Here is a 24,954-nt window from a genome sequence, read left to right as displayed (position 1 = left end):
GTCTTCGGTGAACGCACTCTGGCCACACTGGAGCGTCTTCTGAGCCTGCTGTCGGCCTTTGAGGTCGTGGTATGGATGACGGATGGCTGGCCGCTGTATGAATCACGCCTGAAGGGAAAGCTGTACGTTATCAGCAAGCGTTACACTCAGCGCATTGAGCGACATAATCTGAATCTGAGACAACATCTGGCAAGGCTGGGACGGAAGTCACTGTCGTTCTCAAAATCGGTGGAGCTGCATGACAAGGTCATCGGGCATTATCTGAACATAAAACACTATCAGTAAGTTGGAGTCATTACCGACGCTTCCTTACCTGTTCCTCGCGCTGGCTTTCCCATTCTTTAAAGCACGTCAGGATCTCGACAGACCATTTGTGATTTTCAAAACGCGTATGTCGGCAATGATTGCGACGGTGGTTGTCGTACTGGTGGTGACATTTGCGAACGTCTTCACCATTATTCCGCCTGTGGTTGAAGTCGGAGACTGGGACAGCACATTGTGGATGATTGGCGGCCCTGTCTTCTTCTCGCTGTTAGCGATGGCGATTTACCAGAACTATTGCAGTCGCATGGCGAATAAACCTGAGGTAGCTCTCGACTGATCATATGAAATCCTGCAACTCATCGTCTCTCCGGCGATGAGTTGTCAGGAAGTAATGCGTATGGATGATACTCTCCAGGGCCGGTGATAACTGAAGATGATGTTAAGCTGCTAAATGAGCCACGTTGACATCATTTGGCAGCTTCATGCATTACAAACTTCCCGCCTGACGACCTTTGCCCGCAGACGTCAGCGTTCTCCCCGTTTGTTTACCGTTGAGGCTTTCCAGACGCATCTGGAAGGGCGGGAATGGCATATCGATACCGTGGGCATGGAAGCCAGCCAGAATCAGCTGGTGGATCTCATGGCGTAGCGGCATACGGTGACCCATCTCAGCGGCATAAATACGCAGCTCGAAAATCTGAATCCCTTGTTGCAGATCCACCAGGAAGACTTCCGGTGCCGGGTTGTCGATCACCAGCGAGCAGCGACGCGCTGCGGTGAGCAGGATTTCCGTCACTTCTTCACTGTTGGCATCAGCAGGGGCCGGAATCGTCAACACTACGCGCGTAACCGAGTCAGAGAGCGACCAGTTGATAAACTGCTCGGTAATAAACGCCTTGTTCGGCACGATTATCTCTTTACGGTCCCAGTCGCTGATGGTGGTGGCGCGGGTGTTAATTTTCGTCACGCTACCGGTGAGATCGCGAATTGTCACCGTATCGCCAATGCGAATCGGTTTTTCGAACAGGATAATCAGACCAGAGATAAAGTTGGCGAAAATTTCCTGCAAACCAAAACCGAGACCAACACCGAGCGCGGCGACCAGCCACTGCAATTTCGACCACTCAATACCAATCATCGAGAAGCCGACCAGCCCGCCAATCAGCATCAGCAGATATTTGGTGATGGTGGTGATGGCGTAGCCTGTACCCGGCGTTAAATCCAGGTGCTGCAAAATCGCCAGTTCCAGCAGCGCGGGCAGGTTGCGCACCAGCTGCGTGGTGATGATAAACACCAGAATGGCAATCAGCACCGCACCGAGGGTAATTGGCTCCAGACTTTCTACGCCTTGTACCGTGGAGGTGACATCCCACAGCGAAATATTTTCGAGGAAGCCGAAAGCGGAATGGATTTCTGACCACAGCACAATGACAGAAAGCAGGGCGATCAACATCAAAATTGAGCGCACCAGCCGCAAGGATTGCGCACTGATGGCATCGAGATCGACTTCGCTTTCATCGACTTCAATTGCTCCTTCCGGGCTACTGTGATGATGCGCTTCCTCTTCGCCACGCGCACGTTGCGCTAACATCTCTGCCCGGCGATGCTTCGCCCGGTCAAACGCCAGCCTGCGGCGCTGGATCAGCATCCAGCGGCGGATAACGTGATAAACCACCAGTAGCAGGAACCAGATGGCAACCGAGGTTTCAAGCCTCGCTAACAGCGCCTGTGCCGTTGCCAGATAACCCACAGCCGACGCCAGAATGGCAACCAACGGCGCGCCAATCATCATGTTCCACAGCATATGGTTGGTAATGTTGTCGCCGCTGCCCTCTTTGTTGAGATACAGTGGGATCCCGGCCTTTTTCAGGCTGAGGGTGACCACCGCCAGCGCACCGCAAATGAGGATAAAGCAAAGCCGTCCCAGCGAACCGGAGAATTCACGGTCGTCGAGGTTATCGAACATCATCAGCGCCATAATCAGCGGCACAATAAGCCCGATGCTCATCAGGTAGTAGCGCATCCCACGGGAAACACGTTCGCGCGGCCAGCCAAAATGAGCGATAAACAAGCCGTTCGGGCGGGCAAAGGTGGCGCAAATCATCACTACCCACAGCAGCGGCACGGTAGCCGTTACACCATCGCCAATCGCGACCGCCAGCGGATAAGGCCACGCCTCGCGCAAGCCGTAACCCAGCGTCATCCACAGCACCGGTAACGGTGACGCGACGAGAATCGACCAGAAAAGAGTGCGCAACGTCAGCCAGAAGTGATCCTGAATCACTTTGCCAACTTTCGCCGCCGAACGTTCAAGAAAACGGGTGAAATAGCGGCGCGAGTAAATACTGCAACCGACCAGAATCAACGCGCCAAACAGCGGCAAAATTGTCTCTTTGCTGGTCAGCATCATCACACTGGCTTTGCCCAACTGACTGAAGGTGTCCAGCGAAATGAGACGACGCAGATCCTGGGCGATTTCCAGCGGCCAGGCGATGGTCATCGGGCGCACGTCAGAGGTCCAGAACAGATAGCGGTGCGTTGCTTCGTTCACCTCTTTCAGCGCATCCTCCAGTTGCCCGTTGGAGACTTTCAGCTTGGTCAGTTCCAATAGTAGCGTGTCGCCACCCTGCAACAATGAGTTCAGCAACTCACGCTGAGTGCGCAGTTGTGCTTCCAGAATACGGTTTTGCTCGGCGGTCAGCGGCTGACCGTCGGCCTGATGGATTTGCCGTAGCAGCGGCTGTTTATTAAGCAGATCCTCATAACGTAACCGTTGCACACGCAACTGCGCCATTTCGGTATCAAGCTGTTGTGGTTTTGGCATTTCTGGCAGCCGTGCCACCTGCGCCCGCAGCGCTTCGCCGAGCAGATTGGACGATCCCAGCCATTGCGACTGTTCACGCAGCGTATTCAACGCCTGCCGGACCTGTAACGTCTGGCTGGCAGCCTGACGCTGTTGCGAGGCAACGAGATCCATCCGCTGCGCCTGTTGATTCAAAGCCGCCGATAGTTCGCGGTTAATTTTGAATTGCGCGACGATATCTTTCGGCAAATCGGCGCTGTTTTCTGCCAGCAATTCGGTACTTTCCAGCGCCCGCTCCGCCTCAAGCTGACGTTGGCTGTTTAATTGATTACGCAAGGCCTGCAAATACGCATCCAGTTGCTGGCTCTCTTTTTCCGCCAGCTCTGAGCGTAAGCGCGCTAATTCCTGGCGGTTATTGGCAGACAGCTGCGCCAGCTCCAGTTCATCAACGAGCGCCTTAAGACTTGCAGAGTCAGACTGCAACGCGAAATTTTGTGCCTGATTGAGCGGAGTATTGCCGGTAAGCGTTCCCAGGCGGCGCTCGATCTCATTTAACTGACGGCGGGCGTCGGTTTGCTGTTGCGGCAGTTGATTCAGCGAATCGGCAATCTCGCGGGTGCGCTCCTGCTCTTGCTGGGCCTGACGGCTTTTATCCAGCAACTGGCTGCTGACCTGGAGAATTTCCTGATTCAGCGCGTCGGTAGACATTCCCGGCGACACGCTGCGCGGCTCGTCACGCATGTTGTTTAATTGTGCGCGCAGAGTAGCGGAGAGTTTCGGATAATTATCGATAACTTGCTGATATTGTTTGATGCGCTCAAGGGAACCTTTTCGTTCCTCAAGCGCATTTAAGGCAGACTGGAGCGCCTCTACGACTTCCGGCTGTGCGGGTTTCGCCGCTTTTGCCTGCTCCAGTTCCTGAGTGATTTGTTTGCTATCGGGGGCCGTCGCGGCGTACGCCCCCCAACTGAGGCACCAGGCTATCAGAAAAGTGATAATCAGGCGCACGTCAGCGTTTCCTTTGATGGATTAGACCTGGTCTTTTTTATCGTCAACCAATGGGCTGGCGTCGTGTTCTGCTTCGATCTCTTCAGCAGGAAGTGGGGCGGGTTCAGCGTCTGGCGTAACAAAGGTTTCGGTAGATACTGCCAGCGGCTGGCCAATTTTCGTGACAGACAGGCTTTCCAGTTGCTCAACCAGATTCACTTTACCCGGTGCAAACAGGTTGATAACGGTGGAACCGAGTTTAAAGCGACCCATTTCCTGGCCTTTCAGCAGTGCCACAGAACCGTCGTTTTCCCCGGCAGGCCAGGTCCAGCGCTTGATGATACCTTCGCGCGGCGGCGTAATGGTGCCCGCCCAGACCGTCTCAATGCTGCCAACAATCGTCGCTCCGACCAGAATCTGCGCCATTGGGCCAAATTCGGTATCGAAAAGGCAAATCACGCGTTCGTTACGGGCAAACAGATTCGGCACGTTCTGAGCGGTGAGATGGTTAACGGAGAAGAGATCGCCCGGCACGTAGATCATCTCACGCAGAATACCGTTGCACGGCATGTGTACGCGATGGTAGTCACGCGGGGAGAGGTAAGTGGTCACAAACGTACCGTTGCGGAACAGGTCCGCCATCAGATAGTTGCCTGCCAGCAGGGCTTCGAGGCTGTAGTTGTGGCCTTTGGCTTGCAGGATTTTATCTTCTTCGATTTTACCCAACTGGCTGATAACGCCATCGGCAGGCATGACCAGTACATTCGGATCGGTATCGATTGGGCGTACTTCGTCACGCAGCGGACGGACAAAGAATTCGTTAAAGGTGCGGTAGCTGGCGGTGTCCGGCTTTTGCGCCTCTTTCATGTCGACCTTGTAGTATTTAACGAACAGATCGATAACCAGTTTTGTCAGCCATCCTGCCCGCTTGCTTGCGCCCCAACCCGCCAGGCGAGTAAGCCATAGTTTCGGCAGAATGTACTGTAGCGAAAGTTTAAATGAATTTAACAAGGTAGCCTCCAGGCCATTGTTTTGTCGTTCCTGATCCGGCCAACATGCCGGAGCCTGAAAAAAAGGGGACGATTCTAACGACGGTTAGCTTAATTGTCAGTCATCCGTATCAGAAAAGTTTTTACGCGTTTTTACCTGCGCCATGCTTTCCAGAATACGGTGATAGTTTTCGAAACGGGTTTCCGCGATTTTCCCTTCCTCAACCGCTTCCCGGATAGCGCAGCCCGGATCGGTATCGTGTTTGCAATCGCGATATTTACACAGACCTAAATAGTCATGGAATTCGACAAAGCCCTGAGTGATTTGTTCCGGCTCCAGGTGCCAGAGGCCGAACTCACGCACACCAGGGGAATCAATCACATCACCGCCGTGCGGGAAGTGATACAGCCGAGCGGCGGTCGTGGTGTGCTGACCGAGCCCCGAGTTGTCAGAGACATCGTTGGTCAGGATCTCTTTTTGCAGCCCCAGCAACGCATTCAGCAGGCTGGATTTGCCGACGCCAGACTGCCCGGCAAAAATGCTGATGCGCCCGGTCAACGCCTCTTCCAGCGGTTTTAGCCCATCCTGAGTATGGCTGGAAACCATCAATACGCGATAACCGATATTGCGGTAGATATCCATCTGCTCGTTGACGAACGCCATGCCTTCGTCGTCCAGCAGGTCTATCTTGTTGAGCACAATAATCGGCTCAATCTGCAAGGTTTCGCAGGCCACCAGGTAACGGTCGATAATATTGAGTGACAGCTCCGGCAAAATGGCGGAGACAATGACAATCTGGTCGATGTTGGCGGCAATAGGTTTTACGCCGTCGTAGAAATCCGGACGCGTCAACACCGAGGTACGCTCATGCACCGCTTCCACGATCCCTTTGACATTTACGCCTTCCGCCGCCGGTTTACCCGGACGCCAGACTACACGGTCGCCGGTCACCAGCGAACGGATGGTACGGCGAATATTGCAGCGGTGAACGTCGCCATCGGCGGATTCCACATCAGCGTGCATACCAAAGCGGCTGATGACGATACCTTCATCAGGCTCGCCAAACAGATTGTCGTCGTAGTCGGGCTTCTCCTTAGACGTTTTAAGACGACGCTGGTGATTGGCGTTCACGCGGCGCTGCTGGCCTTTGGAGAGTTTATTTTTACTCAATCGTACAGACTCCTGGTCGCCCCTGATGGGCAAAACATCTATGATACACGCAATTGTGGATCAATATAGTCACTGTGAATGGGTGGAAAATAGCATGAGTGCCAATGAAAACAACCTGATTTGGATCGATCTTGAGATGACTGGTCTGGATCCCGAGCGCGATCGCATTATTGAGATTGCCACGCTGGTGACCGATGCCAATCTGAATATTCTGGCAGAAGGGCCGACCATTGCAGTACATCAGTCCGATGAACAGCTGGCGCTGATGGATGACTGGAACGTGCGCACCCATACCGCCAGCGGGCTGGTAGAGCGCGTGAAAGCGAGCACGATGGGCGATCGGGAAGCTGAACTGGCAACGCTCGAATTCTTAAAACAGTGGGTGCCTGCGGGAAAATCGCCGATTTGCGGTAACAGCATCGGACAGGACCGTCGTTTCCTGTTTAAATACATGCCGGAGCTGGAAGCCTACTTCCACTACCGTTATCTCGATGTCAGCACCCTGAAAGAGCTGGCGCGCCGCTGGAAGCCGGAAATTCTGGATGGTTTTACCAAGCAGGGGACGCATCAGGCGATGGATGATATCCGTGAATCGGTGGCGGAGCTGGCTTACTACCGCGAGCATTTTATCAAGCTGTAAAATTTTTCCTGGTCACGTAAGCGCCGGAATCCACTTGCGGCGGCGTGATTTTGACGCTAAATTGAACGTCTTGCTGATAATTTCAGCACTTGAGATAAAAACGCAAAAAAAACTTTTTTGGGGGGTTGCAGAGGGAAAGATTTCTCGTATAATGCGCCTCCCGTAACGACGCAGAAATGCGAAAATTACGAAAGCAAAATTAAGTAGTACGCGGGAATAGCTCAGTTGGTAGAGCACGACCTTGCCAAGGTCGGGGTCGCGAGTTCGAGTCTCGTTTCCCGCTCCAAATTCTTCTCTCAATAAAATATCCACAGCGATGCGTTATTGCTGGTTTTCGTTGTCTCTGACAAACTCTTGTAAACAGAGTTATCCACAGCCTCAGGCTGTAATCTTAATTTCAAAGAAACTTCGCACGGTGAATAGTATTTTTTTAACCTATTGATAGATAAGTTAAAAATTAAGATTCCGTTTTGTCGAGTCGATCACTTGACGATTTTATTCGTCTTGAATTGCAATGCGTTTTTATTTTTATTCACAAGCTGTGGATGAATCAGGCGTCACGCGGTAACCCTTTTTCAATCACCCGAACCAGACGCTGTTTTTTCGGCAATTGCACTTCGACTATGCACGCATTTCGTCTCTCTATTTGCTGCGCAATCGCCCACGCTATGTGCTCATCGAGAAGTGGGTGCTCACCTTTACGACTTTCCAGCGCTGTCAAAATCGTTTCATCCCAAGGGGCATTGCCTAATGCTACGGCGATATTACGCAGCCAACGCAGGTGACCAATACGACGAATCGCCGATCCTTCCGTGACTTTTAAAAACTTCTCTTCGCTCCAGGCGAATAACTCAATGAGTTCCGGTGCGTGTAGCGGCTTACGCGGGCTGAAATCCTCTTCTGTGGTGAGTTGTGAATAGCGATTCCACGGGCAGATAAGCTGGCAGTCATCGCAACCGTAAATACGGTTTCCCATTAACGGTCGCAACTCTTCCGGGATCGCCCCTTCAAGTTCGATGGTGAGATAAGAGATACAGCGGCGAGCATCGACGGTATATGGCTCGACGATGGCACCGGTCGGGCAAATCGTCATACAGGCCACGCATTTACCGCATCCTTCCTCGACTGGTTGATCCACGGGCAGCGGAATATCGACCAGCAATTCGCCTAAAAAGAAGAACGAACCGGCCTCGCGATTGAGGATAAGTGAGTGCTTACCTGTCCAGCCGAGCCCAGCTTTTTCAGCTAACGGGCGCTCGAGAATAGGCGCAGAATCGACAAACGGTCTAAAATTCAGCGAAACACAATGTTGCTGAATCATCTCGCCCAGCTTTTTGAGTCGGTTGCGCAGAAGTTTGTGATAGTCACGGCCCAGCGCATAACGGCTAACATAGCCGAGTTTGGGGTTTTTCAGCGTGCTGGCAAATGCGGCGTTAGCAGGAAGGTAATTCATCCGCACGCTGATCACGCGCAGCGTACCGGGCAATAACTCATGAGGGCGAGCGCGCAGCATACCGTGACGTGCCATCCAGTCCATTTCGCCGTGGTATTGTTTGTCCAGCCATGCTTGCAGTTTGGGCTCGGACTCGCTGAGATCGGTATCGGTAATACCTACCTGCTGAAAGCCCAGTTCCAGCCCCCACTGTTTAATTTTTTGCGCTAACTGATTGAGATCGAGGGGCTCTGACATGACGGACCATACAATGAAGAAAAACCCCGTAAGTATACCACACACCGTCTGGTACGCCGACGATATCCGCCGCGGAGAACGCGAGGCGGCAGATGTGCTGGGGCTCACACTCTATGAGCTGATGCTTCGCGCTGGCGAGGCCGCATTCCAGGTGTGTCGTTCGGCGTATCCTGACGCCCGCCACTGGCTGGTGCTGTGCGGTCATGGTAATAACGGCGGCGATGGCTACGTGGTCGCGCGACTGGCCAAAGCGGTCGGCATTGAGGTCACGTTGTTTGCCCAGGAGAGCGACAAACCGTTGCCGGAAGAGGCCGCGCTGGCACGCGAAGCATGGTTAAACGCGGGTGGCGAGATCCATGCTTCGAATATTGTCTGGCCCGAATCGGTAGATCTGATTGTTGATGCGCTGCTCGGTACCGGTTTGCGGCAAGCGCCCCGCGAATCCATTAGCCAGTTAATCGACCACGCTAATTCCCATCCTGCGCCGATTGTGGCGGTTGATATCCCTTCCGGCCTGCTGGCTGAAACTGGCGCTACGCCAGGCGCGGTGATCAACGCCGATCACACCATCACTTTTATTGCGCTGAAACCAGGCTTGCTCACTGGAAAAGCGCGGGATGTTACCGGACAACTGCATTTTGACTCACTGGGGCTGGATAGTTGGCTGGCAGGTCAGGAGACGAAAATTCAGCGGTTTTCAGCAGAACAACTTTCTCACTGGCTAAAACCGCGTCGCCCGACTTCGCATAAAGGCGATCACGGGCGGCTGGTAATTATCGGTGGCGATCACGGCACGGCGGGGGCTATTCGTATGACGGGGGAAGCGGCGCTGCGTGCTGGTGCTGGTTTAGTCCGAGTACTGACCCGCAGTGAAAACATTGCGCCGCTGCTGACTGCACGACCGGAATTGATGGTGCATGAACTGACGATGGACTCTCTTACCGAAAGCCTGGAATGGGCCGATGTGGTGGTGATTGGTCCCGGTCTGGGCCAGCAAGAGTGGGGGAAAAAAGCACTGCAAAAAGTTGAGAATTTTCGCAAACCGATGTTGTGGGATGCCGATGCATTGAACCTGCTGGCAATCAATCCCGATAAGCGTCACAATCGCGTGATCACGCCGCATCCTGGCGAGGCCGCACGGTTGTTAGGCTGTTCCGTCGCTGAAATTGAAAGTGACCGCTTACATTGCGCCAAACGTCTGGTACAACGTTATGGCGGCGTAGCGGTGCTGAAAGGTGCCGGAACCGTGGTCGCCGCCCATCCTGACGCTTTAGGCATTATTGATGCCGGAAATGCAGGCATGGCGAGCTGCGGCATGGGCGATGTGCTCTCTGGTATTATTGGCGCATTGCTTGGGCAAAAACTGTCGCCGTATGATGCCGCCTGTGCGGGCTGTGTCGCGCACGGTGCGGCAGCTGACGTACTGGCGGCGCGTTTTGGAACGCGCGGGATGCTGGCAACCGATCTCTTTTCCACGCTACAGCGTATTGTTAACCCGGAAGTGACTGATAAAAACCATGATGAATCGAGTAATTCCGCTCCCTGATGAGCAGGCAACATTAGACCTGGGCGAGCGGGTAGCGAAAGCCTGCGATGGCGCAACCGTAATCTATCTGTATGGCGATTTAGGCGCAGGTAAGACCACCTTTAGCCGGCTTTTTACAAGCTCTGGGTCATCAGGGTAATGTCAAAAGCCCCACTTATACGCTGGTCGAACCCTATACGCTCGACAATTTAATGGTTTATCACTTTGATTTGTACCGCCTTGCCGATCCCGAGGAGCTGGAGTTTATGGGGATCCGCGATTATTTTGCCAACGATGCCATCTGCCTGGTGGAGTGGCCACAACAAGGTACAGGTGTTCTTCCTGACCCGGATGTCGAAATACACATTGATTATCAGGCACAAGGCCGTGAGGCGCGCGTGAGTGCGGTTTCCTCTGCGGGTGAATTGTTGCTGGCGCGTTTAGCCGGTTAACCTTTGAAAGGTGGCGGGATGATGTATCGCATCAGAAATTGGTTGGTAGCGACGCTGCTGCTGCTGTGCACGCCGGTGGGTGCCGCGACGCTCTCTGATATTCAGGTTTCTAACGGTAATCAACAGGCGCGGATAACGTTGAGTTTTATTGGCGATCCTGATTATGCGTTTAGCCATCAAAGCAAACGCACCGTGGCGCTCGATATCAAACAAACGGGCGTGATTCAGGGACTGCCGTTGTTGTTCAGCGGCAATAATCTGGTGAAGGCGATTCGCTCTGGAACGCCTAAAGATGCACAAACGCTACGGCTGGTGGTCGATCTTACCGAAAATGGTAAAACCGAAGCGGTGAAGCGGCAGAATGGCAGCAATTACACTGTCGTCTTTACGATTAACGCCGATGTGCCGCCACCGCCTCCTCCGCCGCCCGTGGTTGCGAAACGCGTTGAAACGCCTGCGGTTGTCGCACCGCGCGTCAGCGAACCGGCGCGCAATCCGTTTAAAACGGAAAGTAACCGCACTACGGGTGTTATCAGCAGTAATACGGTAACGCGTCCGGCAGCGCGCGCGACGGCTAACACTGGCGATAAAATTATCATCGCTATTGATGCCGGACACGGCGGTCAGGACCCTGGCGCTATCGGCCCCGGTGGTACGCGGGAGAAAAATGTCACCATCGCCATCGCGCGTAAATTGCGTACTTTGCTCAATGACGATCCGATGTTTAAAGGCGTTTTAACCCGTGACGGGGATTACTTTATTTCGGTGATGGGGCGCAGCGATGTGGCACGTAAGCAAAACGCTAATTTCCTCGTGTCTATTCACGCTGATGCCGCACCGAACCGCAGTGCGACTGGCGCTTCCGTATGGGTGCTCTCTAACCGTCGCGCCAACAGCGAAATGGCCAGCTGGCTGGAGCAGCACGAGAAACATTCGGAGCTGCTGGGTGGGGCGGGCGATGTGCTGGCGAACAGTCAGTCTGATCCCTATTTAAGCCAGGCGGTGCTGGATTTACAGTTCGGTCATTCCCAGCGGGTAGGGTATGATGTAGCGACCAGTATGATCAGTCAGTTGCAACGCATTGGCGAAATACATAAACGCCGACCAGAACACGCGAGTCTCGGCGTTCTGCGTTCGCCGGATATCCCGTCAGTACTGGTCGAAACCGGTTTTATCAGCAACAACAGCGAAGAACGTTTGCTGGCGAGCGACGATTACCAACAACAGCTGGCAGAAGCCATTTACAAAGGCCTGCGCAATTATTTCCTTGCGCATCCGATGCAATCTGCGCCGCAGGGTGCAACGGCACAAACGGCCAGTACGGTGACGACGCCAGATCGCACGCTGCCAAACTAAGGACGATTGATGCCAATTCAGGTCTTACCGCCACAACTGGCGAACCAGATTGCCGCAGGTGAGGTGGTCGAGCGACCTGCGTCGGTAGTCAAAGAACTGGTGGAAAACAGCCTCGATGCAGGTGCGACGCGTATCGATATTGATATCGAACGCGGTGGGGCGAAACTTATCCGCATTCGTGATAACGGCTGCGGTATCAAAAAAGATGAGCTGGCGCTGGCGCTGGCTCGTCATGCCACCAGTAAAATCGCCTCTCTGGACGATCTCGAAGCCATTATCAGCCTGGGCTTTCGCGGTGAGGCGCTGGCGAGTATCAGTTCGGTTTCCCGCCTGACGCTCACTTCACGCACCGCAGAACAGCAGGAAGCCTGGCAGGCCTATGCCGAAGGGCGCGATATGAACGTGACGGTAAAACCGGCGGCGCATCCTGTGGGGACGACGCTGGAGGTGCTGGATCTGTTCTACAACACCCCGGCGCGGCGCAAATTCCTGCGCACCGAGAAAACCGAATTTAACCACATTGATGAGATCATCCGCCGCATTGCGCTGGCGCGTTTCGACGTCACGATCAACCTGTCGCATAACGGTAAAATTGTGCGTCAGTACCGCGCAGTGCCGGAAGGCGGGCAAAAAGAACGGCGCTTAGGCGCGATTTGCGGCACTGCTTTTCTTGAACAAGCGCTGGCGATTGAATGGCAACACGGCGATCTCACGCTACGCGGCTGGGTGGCCGATCCAAATCACACCACGCCCGCACTGGCAGAAATTCAGTATTGCTACGTGAACGGTCGCATGATGCGCGATCGCCTGATCAATCACGCGATCCGCCAGGCCTGCGAAGACAAACTGGGGGCCGATCAGCAACCGGCATTTGTGCTGTATCTGGAGATCGATCCGCATCAGGTGGACGTCAACGTGCACCCCGCCAAACACGAAGTGCGTTTCCATCAGTCGCGTCTGGTGCATGATTTTATCTATCAGGGCGTGCTGAGCGTGCTACAACAGCAACTGGAAACGCCGCTACCGCTGGACGATGAACCCCAACCTGCACCGCGTTCCATTCCGGAAAACCGCGTGGCGGCGGGGCGCAATCACTTTGCAGAACCGGCAGCTCGTGAGCCGGTAGCTCCGCGCTACACTCCTGCGCCAGCATCAGGCAGTCGTCCGGCTGCCCCTTGGCCGAATGCGCAGCTAGGCTACCAGAAACAGCAAGGTGAAGTGTATCGCCAGCTTTTGCAAACGCCCGCGCCGATGCAAAAATTAAAAGCGCCGGAACCGCAGGAACCTGCACTTGCGGCGAACAGTCAGAGTTTTGGTCGGGTACTGACTATCGTCCATTCCGACTGTGCGTTGCTGGAGCGCGACGGCAACATTTCACTTTTAGCCTTGCCAGTGGCAGAACGTTGGCTACGTCAGGTACAACTGACGCCGGGTGAAGCGCCAGTTTGCGCTCAGCCGCTGCTTATTCCGTTGCGGCTAAAAGTTTCTGGCGAAGAAAAATCGGCATTAGAAAAAGCGCAGTCTGCCCTGGCGGAATTGGGTATTGATTTCCAGTCAGATGCACAGCATGTGACCATCAGGGCCGTGCCTTTACCCTTACGCCAACAAAATTTACAAATCTTGATTCCTGAACTGATAGGCTACCTGGCGAAGCAGTCCGTATTCGAACCTGGCAATATTGCGCAGTGGATTGCACGAAATCTGATGAGCGAACATGCGCAGTGGTCAATGGCACAGGCCATAACCCTGCTGGCGGACGTGGAACGGTTATGTCCGCAACTTGTGAAAACGCCGCCGGGTGGTCTGTTACAATCTGTTGATTTACATCCGGCGATAAAAGCCCTGAAAGATGAGTGATATCAGTAAGGCGAGCCTGCCTAAGGCGATTTTTTTGATGGGGCCGACGGCCTCCGGTAAAACGGCGTTAGCCATTGAGCTGCGTAAATTTACCAGTAGAGTTGATAAGCGTTGATTCTGCCCTTATTTACAAAGGGATGGATATCGGGACGGCGAAGCCGAACGCTGAAGAGTTACTCGCCGTGCCGCACCGATTGCTGGATATTCGCGATCCGTCGCAGGCTTACTCGGCTGCTGATTTTCGCCGCGATGCGCTGGCGGAAATGGCCGATATCACCGCGGCGGGGCGGATCCCACTGTTAGTGGGCGGTACGATGTTGTATTTCAAGGCATTGCTGGAAGGGTTGTCGCCGCTACCGTCGGCAGACCCGGAAGTGCGGGCCAGAATTGAGCAACAGGCGGCAGAGCAAGGTTGGGAGTCATTGCATCGTCAACTTCAGGAGGTAGATCCGGTTGCGGCAGCAAGGATTCATCCAAATGATCCACAAAGGCTTTCCCGGGCACTGGAAGTTTTTTTCATTTCGGGTAAAACTTTAACGGAACTGACGCAAACGTCAGGAGACGCTCTACCGTATCAGGTGCATCAGTTCGCCATCGCCCCGGCGAGCCGTGAACTGCTCCATCAACGCATTGAGCAGCGTTTTCATCAGATGTTGGCTTCAGGTTTTGAAGCAGAAGTCCGGGCGCTTTTTGCCCGAGGAGATTTGCATACGGACTTGCCTTCCATTCGTTGCGTGGGTTATCGCCAGATGTGGTCTTACCTTGAAGGCGAAATCTCATACGATGAAATGGTTTATCGAGGTGTTTGCGCCACGAGACAGTTGGCGAAGCGGCAGATAACCTGGCTGCGTGGTTGGGAAGGGGTTCACTGGCTTGACAGTGAAAAACCAGAACAGGCGCGTGACGAAGTATTACAGGTTGTTGGTGCTATCGCAGGCTGAATGTGTACAATTGAGACGTATCGTGCGCAATTTTTTCAGAATCGAAAGGTTCAAAGTACAAATAAGCATATAAGGAAAAGAGAGAATGGCTAAGGGGCAATCTTTACAAGATCCGTTCCTGAACGCACTGCGTCGGGAACGTGTTCCAGTTTCTATTTATTTGGTGAATGGTATTAAGCTGCAAGGGCAAATCGAGTCTTTTGATCAGTTCGTGATCCTGTTGAAAAACACGGTCAGCCAGATGGTTTACAAGCACGCGATTTCTACTGTTGTCCCGTCTCGTCCGGTTTCTCATCACAGTAACAACGCCAGTGGCGGTACCAGCAGTAACTACCATCATGGTAGCAGCGCGCAGAATACTTCCGCGCAACAGGACAGCGAAGAAACCGAATAAGGTTTCGGGCTGTTTTTTTTACACGGGGAGCCAGCGATCCTGCGTTCCCCGCTGATCTATTTAGAGGGTTATACGCTTGTTTGACCGTTATGATGCTGGTGAGCAGGCGGTACTGGTACACATCTATTTTACGAAAGACAAAGATATGGAAGACCTCCAGGAGTTTGAATCTCTGGTTTCTTCCGCCGGTGTCGAAGCATTGCAGGTGATTACCGGTAGCCGTAAAGCGCCGCACCCAAAGTATTTTGTAGGTGAAGGTAAAGCAGTTGAAATTGCGGAAGCTGTCAAAGCGACGGGTGCTTCGGTCGTTCTTTTTGACCATGCCCTGAGCCCGGCGCAAGAGCGTAACCTGGAGCGTTTGTGCGAGTGTCGAGTCATCGACCGCACCGGCCTTATTTTAGATATTTTCGCCCAACGTGCGCGTACCCATGAGGGTAAGTTGCAGGTTGAGCTGGCGCAGCTGCGCCATCTGGCTACGCGCCTGGTGCGTGGCTGGACCCACCTTGAAAGACAGAAAGGCGGGATAGGTTTGCGTGGTCCGGGTGAAACCCAGCTCGAAACCGACCGTCGTTTGTTGCGTAATCGCATCGTGCAGATACAGTCGCGCCTGGAAAGAGTTGAAAAGCAGCGTGAGCAGGGGCGGCAATCGCGTATCAAAGCCGACGTTCCTACTGTTTCGCTGGTGGGATATACCAACGCCGGTAAATCTACCCTTTTCAATCGCATCACCGAAGCGCGGGTCTACGCGGCAGACCAGTTGTTTGCCACCCTCGACCCGACGTTGCGGCGTATTGACGTCGCGGATGTCGGTGAAACCGTACTTGCAGATACCGTAGGGTTTATTCGCCATCTGCCGCACGATCTGGTGGCGGCATTTAAAGCCACGTTACAAGAGACGCGGCAAGCCACATTACTGCTGCACGTCATTGATGCGGCGGATGTGCGTGTACAAGAAAACATCGAAGCGGTGAATACGGTTCTTGAAGAGATCGACGCTCACGAGATCCCAACCCTGCTGGTGATGAACAAGATCGATATGCTGGAAGATTTCGAACCGCGTATTGATCGGGACGAAGAGAACAAACCGATCCGTGTCTGGCTTTCCGCACAGACCGGAGCGGGGATACCACAGCTTTTTCAGGCTTTGACGGAGCGGCTTTCCGGCGAGGTGGCGCAGCATACATTGCGTCTGCCACCGCAGGAAGGGCGTCTGAGAAGTCGTTTTTATCAGCTTCAGGCAATAGAAAAAGAGTGGATGGAGGAGGACGGCAGCGTAAGTCTGCAAGTTCGTATGCCGATCGTTGACTGGCGTCGCCTCTGTAAACAAGAACCGGCGTTGATCGATTACCTGATCTAACGGCGTAGCGTCTGAAGCGTGGAGTCATATCCTCTGGCGTCGAAAGACAACAGGGATCACCGCATAACAAATATGGAGCACAAACATGGCGTGGAATCAGCCCGGTAATAACGGACAAGACCGCGACCCGTGGGGAAGCAGCAAACCTGGCGGCAACTCTGAGGGAAATGGAAACAAAGGCGGTCGCGATCAAGGGCCACCTGATTTAGATGATATCTTCCGCAAACTGAGCAAAAAGCTCGGTGGTCTGGGCGGCGGTAAAGGCACCGGATCTGGCGGTGGCAGTTCATCGCAAGGCCCGCGCCCGCAGCTTGGCGGTCGTGTCGTTACCATCGCAGCGGCAGCGATTGTCATTATCTGGGCGGCCAGTGGTTTCTATACCATTAAAGAAGCCGAACGCGGCGTGGTAACACGCTTTGGTAAATTCAGCCATCTGGTTGAGCCGGGTCTGAACTGGAAACCGACGTTTATCGACGAAGTCAAACCGGTAAACGTGGAAGCCGTGCGTGAACTGGCCGCTTCCGGTGTGATGCTGACGTCGGACGAGAACGTAGTGCGCGTTGAGATGAACGTGCAGTACCGCGTTACCAATCCGGAAAAATATCTGTATAGCGTGACCAGCCCGGATGACAGCCTGCGTCAGGCTACCGACAGCGCCCTGCGCGGGGTTATCGGTAAATACACCATGGACCGCATTCTGACGGAAGGTCGTACCGTGATTCGTAGCGATACCCAGCGCGAACTGGAAGAGACGATTCGTCCGTATGACATGGGCATCACTCTGCTGGACGTCAACTTCCAGGCTGCTCGTCCGCCGGAAGAAGTAAAAGCGGCGTTTGACGATGCGATTGCCGCGCGTGAAAACGAACAGCAATACATTCGTGAAGCAGAAGCGTATACCAACGAAGTTCAGCCGCGTGCGAACGGTCAGGCGCAACGTATCCTCGAAGAGGCGCGTGCGTACAAGGCCCAGACCATCCTGGAAGCTCAGGGTGAAGTGGCGCGCTTTGCTAAACTTCTGCCGGAATATAAAGCCGCGCCGGAAATTACTCGCGAGCGTCTGTATATCGAGACGATGGAAAAAGTGTTGGGTAACACCCGCAAAGTGCTGGTTAACGATAAAGGTGGCAACCTGATGGTTCTGCCGTTAGACCAGATGCTGAAAGGTGGTAACGCCCCTGCGGCGAAGAGCGATAACGGTGCCAGCAATCTGCTGCGTTTGCCGCCAGCCTCTTCCTCCACAACCAGTGGAGCAAGCAACACGTCGTCCACCAGTCAGGGCGATATTATGGACCAACGCCGCGCCAACGCGCAGCGTAACGACTACCAGCGTCAGGGGGAATAACGATGCGTAAGTCAGTTATCGCGATTATCATCATCGTGCTGGTAGTGCTTTACATGTCTGTCTTTGTCGTCAAAGAAGGTGAGCGCGGTATTACGCTGCGTTTTGGTAAGGTACTGCGTGACGATGACAACAAACCTCTGGTTTATGAGCCGGGTCTGCATTTCAAGATACCGTTCATTGAAACGGTGAAAATGCTCGACGCACGTATTCAGACCATGGACAACCAGGCCGACCGCTTTGTGACCAAAGAGAAGAAAGACCTGATCGTCGACTCTTACATCAAATGGCGCATCAGCGATTTCAGCCGTTACTACCTGGCAACGGGTGGTGGCGACATTTCGCAAGCGGAAGTGCTGTTGAAACGTAAGTTCTCTGACCGTCTGCGTTCTGAAATTGGTCGCCTGGACGTGAAAGATATCGTCACTGATTCCCGTGGTCGTCTGACCCTCGAAGTACGTGACGCGCTGAACTCCGGTTCTGCGGGTACAGAAGATGAAGTTACTACCCCGGCAGCAGATAACGCCATTGCCGAAGCGGCAGAGCGCGTAACGGCTGAGACGAAGGGCAAAGTTCCGGTCATCAACCCGAACAGTATGGCGGCGCTGGGTATTGAAGTTGTCGATGTGCGTATCAAGCAGATCAACCTGCCGACCGAAGTGTCTGAAGCGATCTACAACCGTATGCGCGCCGAGCGTGAAGCGGTAGCGCGTCGTCACCGTTCACAAGGTCAGGAAGAAGCGGAAAAACTGCGCGCGACTGCCGACTATGAAGTGACCAGAACGCTGGCAGAAGCTGAGCGTCAGGGCCGCATCATGCGTGGTGAAGGCGATGCCGAAGCAGCCAAACTGTTTGCTGATGCATTCAGTAAAGATCCGGACTTCTACGCATTCATCCGTAGCCTGCGTGCTTATGAGAACAGCTTCTCTGGCAATCAGGACGTGATGGTCATGAGCCCGGATAGCGATTTCTTCCGCTACATGAAGACGCCGACTTCCGCAACGCGTTAATATAACGACTGCGGTACAGGTCAATAAAGCCACCGTATCCTCAGGGATGTCGGTGGTTTTCTTTTTCTATAAGGATAATGAATGAATTCGACAATCTGGCTGGCGCTTGCCCTGGTTTTGGTACTGGAAGGTTTAGGGCCGATGCTTTACCCGAAGGCATGGAAGAAGATGATCTCTGCGATGACCAATTTGCCCGATAATATTTTACGTCGTTTTGGCGGTGGACTTGTGGTTGCGGGCGTTGTGGTCTACTACATGTTGAGGAAAACGATTGGCTGAACAAAAAACAGACTGATCGAGGTCATTTTTGAGTGCAAAAAGTGCTGTAACTCTGAAAAAGCGATGGTAGAATCCATTTTTAAGCAAACGGTGATTTTGAAAAATGGGTAACAACGTCGTCGTACTGGGCACCCAATGGGGTGACGAAGGTAAAGGTAAGATCGTCGATCTTCTGACTGAACGGGCTAAATATGTTGTACGCTACCAGGGCGGTCACAACGCAGGCCATACTCTCGTAATCAACGGTGAAAAAACCGTTCTCCATCTTATTCCATCAGGTATTCTCCGCGAGAATGTAACCAGCATCATCGGTAACGGTGTTGTGCTGTCTCCGGCCGCGCTGATGAAAGAGATGAAAGAACTGGAAGACCGTGGCATCCCCGTTCGTGAGCGTCTGCTGCTGTCTGAAGCATGTCCGCTGATCCTTGATTATCACGTTGCGCTGGATAACGCGCGTGAGAAAGCGCGTGGCGCGAAAGCGATCGGCACCACCGGTCGTGGTATCGGGCCTGCTTATGAAGATAAAGTGGCACGTCGCGGTCTGCGTGTTGGCGACCTTTTCGACAAAGAAACCTTCGCTGAAAAACTGAAAGAAGTGATGGAATATCACAACTTCCAGTTGGTTAACTACTACAAAGCTGAAGCGGTTGATTACCAGAAAGTTCTGGATGATACGATGGCTGTTGCCGACATCCTGACTTCTATGGTGGTTGACGTTTCTGACCTGCTCGACCAGGCGCGTCAGCGTGGCGATTTCGTCATGTTTGAAGGTGCGCAGGGTACGCTGCTGGATATCGACCACGGTACTTATCCGTACGTAACTTCTTCCAACACCACTGCTGGTGGCGTGGCGACCGGTTCCGGCCTGGGCCCGCGTTATGTTGATTACGTTCTGGGTATCCTCAAAGCTTACTCCACTCGTGTGGGTGCAGGTCCTTTCCCGACCGAACTGTTTGATGAAACTGGCGAGTTCCTCTGCAAGCAGGGTAACGAATTCGGCGCAACGACGGGTCGTCGTCGTCGTACCGGCTGGCTGGACACCGTTGCCGTTCGTCGTGCGGTACAGCTGAACTCCCTGTCTGGCTTCTGCCTGACTAAACTGGACGTTCTGGATGGCCTGAAAGAGGTTAAACTCTGCGTGGCTTACCGTATGCCGGATGGTCGCGAAGTGACTACCACTCCGCTGGCAGCTGACGACTGGAAAGGTGTAGAGCCGATTTACGAAACCATGCCGGGCTGGTCTGAATCCACTTTCGGCGTGAAAGATCGTAGCGGGCTGCCGCAGGCGGCGCTGAACTACATCAAGCGTATTGAAGAGCTGACCGGTGTGCCGATCGATATCATCTCTACCGGTCCGGATCGTACTGAAACTATGATTCTGCGCGACCCGTTCGACGCGTAATTCTGGTACGCCTGGCAGATATTTTGCCTGCCGGGCTAACAGTGTGATACATTGCTGTGTCGGTTAAGCCATTACGCTATCCGACACAGTGTTAAATCCTCGCTTTTTTCCTTCCCCGAACTGAAATAAATTAGCGACACAGCTTGTGGCTGGTTTATCATCAATATAAATGTATTTTTTCCCGATTTCCCTTTTGAGGTTGATGTGCAGTTAACGAATTTCACTGATTACGGATTACGTGCGCTGATCTACATGGCGTCATTGCCAGAAGGGCGGATGACCAGTATTTCTGAAGTGACTGACGTCTACGGCGTCTCCCGTAATCATATGGTCAAAATAATCAATCAACTTAGTCGTGCCGGCTACGTGACTGCTGTTCGTGGAAAAAATGGCGGCATTCGCTTGGGTAAACCGGCGAGTGCGATACGTATTGGTGATGTGGTGCGCGAGCTGGAGCCCTTATCGCTGGTGAATTGCAGCAGTGAGTTTTGCCACATTACACCTGCCTGTCGGTTGAAACAGGCGCTTTCTAAGGCCGTGCAAAGTTTTCTTACGGAACTGGATAACTACACGCTTGCCGATTTGGTTGAAGAGAATCAACCGCTTTATAAATTATTGCTGGTGGAGTGACGAAAATCTTCATCAGAGATGACAACGGAGGAACCGAGATGTCACAAGATCCTTTCCAGGAACGCGAAGCTGAAAAATACGCGAATCCCATCCCTAGTCGGGAATTTATCCTCGAACATTTAACCAAACGTGAAAAACCGGCCAGCCGTGATGAGCTGGCGGTAGAACTGCACATTGAAGGCGAAGAGCAGCTTGAAGGCCTGCGTCGCCGCCTGCGCGCGATGGAGCGCGATGGTCAACTGGTCTTCACTCGTCGTCAGTGCTATGCGCTGCCGGAACGCCTCGACCTGGTGAAAGGTACCGTTATTGGCCACCGTGATGGCTACGGCTTTCTGCGGGTTGAAGGGCGTAAAGATGATTTGTATCTCTCCAGCGAGCAGATGAAAACCTGCATTCATGGCGATCAGGTGCTGGCTCAGCCGCTGGTGCTGACCGTAAAGGTCGTCGTGAAGCGCGTATTGTCCGCGTACTGGTGCCAAAAACCAGCCAGATTGTTGGTCGCTACTTTACCGAAGCGGGCGTCGGCTTTGTGGTTCCTGACGATAGCCGTCTGAGCTTCGATATCTTAATCCCGCCCGATCAGATCATGGGCGCGCGGATGGGCTTTGTGGTGGTTGTTGAACTGACCCAACGCCCGACTCGCCGTACCAAAGCGGTGGGTAAAATCGTCGAAGTGCTGGGCGACAATATGGGCACCGGCATGGCGGTTGATATCGCTTTGCGTACCCATGAAATTCCGTACATCTGGCCGCAGGCTGTTGAGCAACAGGTTGCCGGGCTGAAAGAAGAAGTGCCGGAAGAAGCAAAAGCGGGCCGTGTCGATTTGCGCGATTTACCGCTGGTCACCATTGATGGCGAAGACGCCCGTGACTTTGACGATGCGGTTTACTGCGAGAAAAAACGCGGCGGCGGCTGGCGTTTATGGGTCGCGATTGCCGACGTCAGCTACTATGTGCGTCCGCCAACGCCGCTGGATAGAGAAGCGCGTAATCGTGGTACGTCGGTGTACTTCCCTTCGCAGGTTATCCCGATGCTGCCGGAAGTGCTCTCTAACGGTCTGTGCTCGCTCAATCCGCAGGTAGACCGCCTGTGTATGGTGTGCGAGATGACGGTTTCGTCGAAAGGCCGCCTGACGGGCTACAAATTCTACGAAGCGGTGATGAGCTCTCACGCGCGTCTGACCTACACCAAAGTCTGGCATATTCTGCAGGGCGATCAGGATCTGCGCGAGCAGTACGCTCCGCTGGTTAAGCATCTCGAAGAGTTGCATAACCTCTATAAAGTGCTGGATAAAGCCCGTGAAGAACGTGGCGGGATCTCATTTGAGAGCGAAGAAGCGAAGTTTATTTTCAACGCTGAATGCCGTATTGAGCGTATCGAACAGACTCAGCGTAACGACGCACACAAGTTAATTGAAGAGTGCATGATTCTGGCGAATATCTCGGCGGCGCGTTTCGTTGAGAAAGCCAAAGAACCAGCATTGTTCCGTATTCACGACAAGCCGAGCACCGAAGCGATTACCTCTTTCCGTTCAGTACTGGCGGAGCTGGGGCTGGAACTGCCGGGCGGTAACAAGCCGGAACCGCGTGACTACGCGGAGCTGCTGGAGTCGGTTGCCGATCGTCCTGATGCAGAAATGCTGCAAACCATGCTGCTGCGCTCGATGAAACAGGCGATTTACGATCCAGAAAACCGTGGTCACTTTGGCCTGGCATTGCAGTCCTATGCGCACTTTACTTCGCCGATTCGTCGTTATCCAGACCTGACGCTGCACCGCGCCATTAAATATCTGCTGGCGAAAGAGCAGGGGCATCAGGGCAACACCACTGAAACCGGCGGCTACCATTATTCGATGGAAGAAATGCTGCAACTGGGTCAGCACTGTTCGATGGCGGAACGTCGTGCCGACGAAGCAACGCGCGATGTGGCTGACTGGCTGAAGTGTGACTTCATGCTCGACCAGGTAGGTAACGTCTTTAAAGGCGTAATTTCCAGCGTCACTGGCTTTGGATTCTTTGTCCGTCTGGACGACTTATTCATTGATGGTCTGGTCCATGTCTCTTCGCTGGACAATGACTACTATCGCTTTGACCAGGTAGGGCAACGGCTGATGGGTGAATCCAGCGGCCAGACTTATCGTCTGGGCGATCGCGTGGAAGTTCGCGTCGAAGCGGTTAATATGGACGAGCGCAAAATCGACTTTAGCCTGATCTCCAGCGAACGCGCACCGCGCAACGTCGGTAAAACGGCGCGCGAGAAAGCGAAAAAAGGCGATGCAGGTAAAAAAGGCGGCAAGCGTCGTCTGGTCGGTAAAAAGGTAAACTTTGAGCCAGACAGCGCCTTCCGCGGTGAGAAAAAAACGAAGCCGAAAGCAGCGAAGAAAGACGCGAGAAAAGCGAAAAAGCCATCGGCGAAAACGCAGAAAATAGCTGCTGCGACCAAAGCGAAGCGTGCGGCGAAGAAAAAAGTGGCAGAGTGATCATTACCCTCTTCAAACAGAAGAGGGTTAGATTGCTGACAAAATGCGCTTTGTTCATGCCGGATGCGGCGTGAACGCCTTATCCGGCCTACATAATCACGCAAATTCAATATATTGCAGAGATCATGTAGGCCGGATAAACGTAGTGCATCAGGCAAAACGTAAACAACGAGTACATTAATGAGCGAAATGATTTACGGCATCCACGCAGTGCAGGCCCTGCAGGAGCGCGCCCCTGAACGTTTTCAGGAAGTCTTTATTTTAAAAGGCCGTGAAGATAAACGTCTGTTACCGCTGATTCACGCCCTCGAAGCCCAGGGCGTGGTTATCCAGCTGGCAAACCGCCAATATCTCGACGAGAAAAGCGACGGTGCCGTGCATCAGGGCATTATCGCCCGCGTGAAGCCAGGACGTCAGTACCAGGAAAATGATTTGCCGGATCTGATCGCTTCGCTCGATCAGCCGTTCCTGCTGATCCTCGACGGTGTAACCGATCCGCATAACCTCGGCGCGTGCCTGCGTAGCGCAGATGCCGCTGGTGTTCATGCGGTGATTGTGCCGAAAGATCGCTCCGCCCAGCTCAACGCCACGGCGAAAAAAGTGGCCTGTGGCGCGGCAGAAAGCGTTCCGCTGATTCGGGTGACTAACCTGGTGCGTACCATGCGTATGTTGCAGGAAGAGAATATCTGGATCGTCGGTACGGCAGGTGAGGCGGATCATACACTCTATCAGAGCAAAATGACCGGACGCCTGGCGCTGGTGATGGGCGCGGAAGGTGAAGGTATGCGTCGCCTGACCCGTGAACATTGCGATGAGTTGATCAGCATCCCAATGGCAGGAAGTGTTTCTTCTCTGAACGTTTCGGTTGCAACCGGAATTTGCTTATTTGAAGCGGTGCGTCAGCGCAGCTAGTTCCTCTGAATTATGAAAAGCCATCCAGATTTGGATGGTTTTTTTTTGTCTATAGCTGGTAAGATAATTACGTACTGCAAATATTCATTTTATTAATATTTAAACTAAATCTATATGGAATAATATATGACATGGAATCTGTTGGCGCTGGCGACGGCGCTGCAGGTGATGCTGCCAACTTACTGATTTAGTGTATGATGGTGTTTTTGAGGTGCTCCAGTGGCTTCTGTTTCTATCAGCTGTCCCTCCTGTTCAGCTACTGACGGGGTGGTGCGTAACGGCAAAAGCACTGCCGGACATCAGCGCTATCTCTGCTCTCACTGCCGTAAAACATGGCAACTGCAGTTCACTTACACCGCTTCTCAACCCGGTACGCACCAGAAAATTATTGATATGGCCATGAATGGCGTTGGATGCCGGGCAACTGCACGCATTATGGGCGTTAGCCTCAACACGATTTACGTCACTTAAAAA

Annotated in this window: 18 protein-coding genes, 1 tRNA gene and 5 pseudogenes; 20 read left to right on the top strand and 4 right to left on the bottom strand. The window is 53.4% G+C overall.

Annotated elements, in window-relative coordinates:
* Both BFF42_RS18525 and BFF42_RS18520 read left to right on the top strand, forming a co-directional pair.
* A partial coding sequence (locus BFF42_RS18525; protein WP_216079866.1) for an IS1 family transposase occupies nucleotides 1–285 on the top strand: 285 nt, incomplete at its 5' end.
* Between the two features lie 16 nt (nucleotides 286–301).
* A pseudogene (locus tag BFF42_RS18520) lies at nucleotides 302–601 on the top strand (glutamate/gamma-aminobutyrate family transporter YjeM); the annotation flags it as partial.
* A 150-nt stretch (nucleotides 602–751) separates the two neighbouring features.
* Here the strand turns inward: BFF42_RS18520 and mscM are convergent.
* The 3 genes from mscM to rsgA all read right to left on the bottom strand — a co-directional run bounded on the left by mscM (nucleotide 752) and on the right by rsgA (nucleotide 6,214).
* Nucleotides 752–4,075: a miniconductance mechanosensitive channel MscM gene (mscM, locus tag BFF42_RS18515; protein WP_039060487.1), complete on the bottom strand. Its 3,324-nt coding sequence runs from the start codon at nucleotides 4,073–4,075 to the stop codon at nucleotides 752–754.
* A 21-nt stretch (nucleotides 4,076–4,096) separates the two neighbouring features.
* On the bottom strand, nucleotides 4,097–5,065 hold the full coding sequence (asd, locus tag BFF42_RS18510; RefSeq protein ID WP_000934920.1) for an archaetidylserine decarboxylase: 969 nt from the start codon (nucleotides 5,063–5,065) through the stop codon (nucleotides 4,097–4,099).
* Between the two features lie 96 nt (nucleotides 5,066–5,161).
* Nucleotides 5,162–6,214 (bottom strand): small ribosomal subunit biogenesis GTPase RsgA, encoded by a 1,053-nt coding sequence (gene rsgA / locus BFF42_RS18505; RefSeq protein ID WP_000041970.1) that lies wholly within the window; start codon nucleotides 6,212–6,214, stop codon nucleotides 5,162–5,164.
* A gap of 94 nt (nucleotides 6,215–6,308) precedes the next feature.
* Between rsgA and orn the strand changes: the two genes are divergently transcribed.
* The 3 genes from orn to BFF42_RS18490 all read left to right on the top strand — a co-directional run bounded on the left by orn (nucleotide 6,309) and on the right by BFF42_RS18490 (nucleotide 7,422).
* Nucleotides 6,309–6,854, top strand: coding sequence for an oligoribonuclease (gene orn / locus BFF42_RS18500; protein WP_001295188.1), 546 nt, complete (start codon nucleotides 6,309–6,311; stop codon nucleotides 6,852–6,854).
* Between the two features lie 210 nt (nucleotides 6,855–7,064).
* Nucleotides 7,065–7,140: transfer RNA gene (locus BFF42_RS18495), tRNA-Gly, on the top strand.
* A 228-nt stretch (nucleotides 7,141–7,368) separates the two neighbouring features.
* Complete coding sequence (locus BFF42_RS18490; protein ID WP_010723271.1) at nucleotides 7,369–7,422, top strand: hypothetical protein; 54 nt, start codon at nucleotides 7,369–7,371, stop codon at nucleotides 7,420–7,422.
* Here the strand turns inward: BFF42_RS18490 and queG are convergent.
* Complete coding sequence (gene queG / locus BFF42_RS18485; RefSeq protein WP_001294219.1) at nucleotides 7,405–8,544, bottom strand: tRNA epoxyqueuosine(34) reductase QueG; 1,140 nt, start codon at nucleotides 8,542–8,544, stop codon at nucleotides 7,405–7,407. The genes BFF42_RS18490 and queG overlap by 18 nt on opposite strands.
* On the opposite strand from queG, the gene nnr reads away from it, so the two are divergent.
* From nnr to BFF42_RS18410, 15 genes and pseudogenes are all read left to right on the top strand, one after another.
* Nucleotides 8,543–10,090 carry a bifunctional ADP-dependent NAD(P)H-hydrate dehydratase/NAD(P)H-hydrate epimerase gene (gene nnr, locus BFF42_RS18480; RefSeq protein WP_012421570.1) on the top strand — a complete coding sequence of 516 codons (1,548 nt, stop codon included), beginning with the start codon at nucleotides 8,543–8,545 and terminating at the stop codon, nucleotides 10,088–10,090. The two genes, queG and nnr, sit on opposite strands and share 2 nt — an antisense overlap.
* Nucleotides 10,062–10,521: pseudogene (gene tsaE / locus BFF42_RS18475) on the top strand (tRNA (adenosine(37)-N6)-threonylcarbamoyltransferase complex ATPase subunit type 1 TsaE). The gene nnr and the pseudogene tsaE overlap by 29 nt, the downstream one beginning before the upstream one ends.
* An 18-nt stretch (nucleotides 10,522–10,539) precedes the next feature.
* Nucleotides 10,540–11,877 (top strand): N-acetylmuramoyl-L-alanine amidase AmiB, encoded by a 1,338-nt coding sequence (gene amiB / locus BFF42_RS18470; RefSeq protein WP_000990330.1) that lies wholly within the window; start codon nucleotides 10,540–10,542, stop codon nucleotides 11,875–11,877.
* 9 nt (nucleotides 11,878–11,886) lie between these two features.
* Entirely contained in the window at nucleotides 11,887–13,734 is a 1,848-nt protein-coding gene (gene mutL / locus BFF42_RS18465; protein ID WP_039060489.1) for a DNA mismatch repair endonuclease MutL, read from the top strand.
* Nucleotides 13,727–14,675, top strand: a pseudogene (gene miaA, locus BFF42_RS18460) (tRNA (adenosine(37)-N6)-dimethylallyltransferase MiaA). Before mutL ends, miaA begins: the two are co-directional and overlap by 8 nt.
* Nucleotides 14,676–14,760: 85 nt before the next feature.
* On the top strand, nucleotides 14,761–15,069 hold the full coding sequence (hfq, locus tag BFF42_RS18455; protein WP_001051888.1) for an RNA chaperone Hfq: 309 nt from the start codon (nucleotides 14,761–14,763) through the stop codon (nucleotides 15,067–15,069).
* A gap of 76 nt (nucleotides 15,070–15,145) precedes the next feature.
* The gene (hflX, locus tag BFF42_RS18450) at nucleotides 15,146–16,426 is read left to right on the top strand and encodes a ribosome rescue GTPase HflX (RefSeq protein ID WP_000460348.1); all 1,281 of its coding nucleotides are present in this window, start codon (nucleotides 15,146–15,148) and stop codon (nucleotides 16,424–16,426) included.
* Nucleotides 16,427–16,511: 85 nt separating this feature from the next.
* Nucleotides 16,512–17,771 carry an FtsH protease activity modulator HflK gene (hflK, locus tag BFF42_RS18445; protein WP_000312488.1) on the top strand — a complete coding sequence of 420 codons (1,260 nt, stop codon included), beginning with the start codon at nucleotides 16,512–16,514 and terminating at the stop codon, nucleotides 17,769–17,771.
* 2 nt (nucleotides 17,772–17,773) lie between these two features.
* Complete coding sequence (hflC, locus tag BFF42_RS18440) at nucleotides 17,774–18,778, top strand: protease modulator HflC (protein WP_001232412.1); 1,005 nt, start codon at nucleotides 17,774–17,776, stop codon at nucleotides 18,776–18,778.
* Between the two features lie 81 nt (nucleotides 18,779–18,859).
* Nucleotides 18,860–19,057: a DUF2065 domain-containing protein gene (locus BFF42_RS18435; RefSeq protein WP_001089295.1), complete on the top strand. Its 198-nt coding sequence runs from the start codon at nucleotides 18,860–18,862 to the stop codon at nucleotides 19,055–19,057.
* A 103-nt stretch (nucleotides 19,058–19,160) separates the two neighbouring features.
* Nucleotides 19,161–20,459: an adenylosuccinate synthase gene (gene purA, locus BFF42_RS18430; protein WP_000527955.1), complete on the top strand. Its 1,299-nt coding sequence runs from the start codon at nucleotides 19,161–19,163 to the stop codon at nucleotides 20,457–20,459.
* 204 nt (nucleotides 20,460–20,663) lie between these two features.
* A complete protein-coding gene (nsrR, locus tag BFF42_RS18425) occupies nucleotides 20,664–21,089 on the top strand; it encodes a nitric oxide-sensing transcriptional repressor NsrR (RefSeq protein ID WP_001177606.1) in 426 nt (141 codons plus the stop codon).
* Nucleotides 21,090–21,127: 38 nt separating this feature from the next.
* Nucleotides 21,128–23,568, top strand: a pseudogene (gene rnr / locus BFF42_RS18420) (ribonuclease R).
* Between the two features lie 180 nt (nucleotides 23,569–23,748).
* A complete protein-coding gene (rlmB, locus tag BFF42_RS18415) occupies nucleotides 23,749–24,480 on the top strand; it encodes a 23S rRNA (guanosine(2251)-2'-O)-methyltransferase RlmB (protein ID WP_001293290.1) in 732 nt (243 codons plus the stop codon).
* Between the two features lie 219 nt (nucleotides 24,481–24,699).
* Nucleotides 24,700–24,939, top strand: a pseudogene (locus BFF42_RS18410) (IS1-like element transposase); the annotation flags it as partial.
* Between the last annotated feature and the right edge of the window lie 15 nt (nucleotides 24,940–24,954).

The organism is Shigella sp. FC1661 (assembly GCF_001712525.1).
Taxonomy (GTDB): Bacteria; Pseudomonadota; Gammaproteobacteria; order Enterobacterales; family Enterobacteriaceae; genus Escherichia; species Escherichia coli.
The sequence above is the reverse complement of the archived record's forward strand: the minus strand, read 5'-3'. Positions and strand labels throughout refer to the sequence as shown.

Bases quoted from the DNA above. Each gene is read 5' to 3' on its own strand.
- amiB (WP_000990330.1), top strand. From the start codon at position 10,540: ATGATGTATCGCATCAGAAATTGGTTGGTAGCGACGCTGCTGCTGCTG.
- hfq (WP_001051888.1), top strand. From the start codon at position 14,761: ATGGCTAAGGGGCAATCTTTACAAGATCCGTTCCTGAACGCACTGCGT.
- rlmB (WP_001293290.1), top strand. From the start codon at position 23,749: ATGAGCGAAATGATTTACGGCATCCACGCAGTGCAGGCCCTGCAGGAG.
- mutL (WP_039060489.1), top strand. From the start codon at position 11,887: ATGCCAATTCAGGTCTTACCGCCACAACTGGCGAACCAGATTGCCGCA.
- hflC (WP_001232412.1), top strand. From the start codon at position 17,774: ATGCGTAAGTCAGTTATCGCGATTATCATCATCGTGCTGGTAGTGCTT.
- purA (WP_000527955.1), top strand. From the start codon at position 19,161: ATGGGTAACAACGTCGTCGTACTGGGCACCCAATGGGGTGACGAAGGT.
- queG (WP_001294219.1), bottom strand. From the start codon at position 8,544: ATGTCAGAGCCCCTCGATCTCAATCAGTTAGCGCAAAAAATTAAACAG.
- nnr (WP_012421570.1), top strand. From the start codon at position 8,543: ATGACGGACCATACAATGAAGAAAAACCCCGTAAGTATACCACACACC.
- orn (WP_001295188.1), top strand. From the start codon at position 6,309: ATGAGTGCCAATGAAAACAACCTGATTTGGATCGATCTTGAGATGACT.
- BFF42_RS18435 (WP_001089295.1), top strand. From the start codon at position 18,860: ATGAATTCGACAATCTGGCTGGCGCTTGCCCTGGTTTTGGTACTGGAA.
- hflK (WP_000312488.1), top strand. From the start codon at position 16,512: ATGGCGTGGAATCAGCCCGGTAATAACGGACAAGACCGCGACCCGTGG.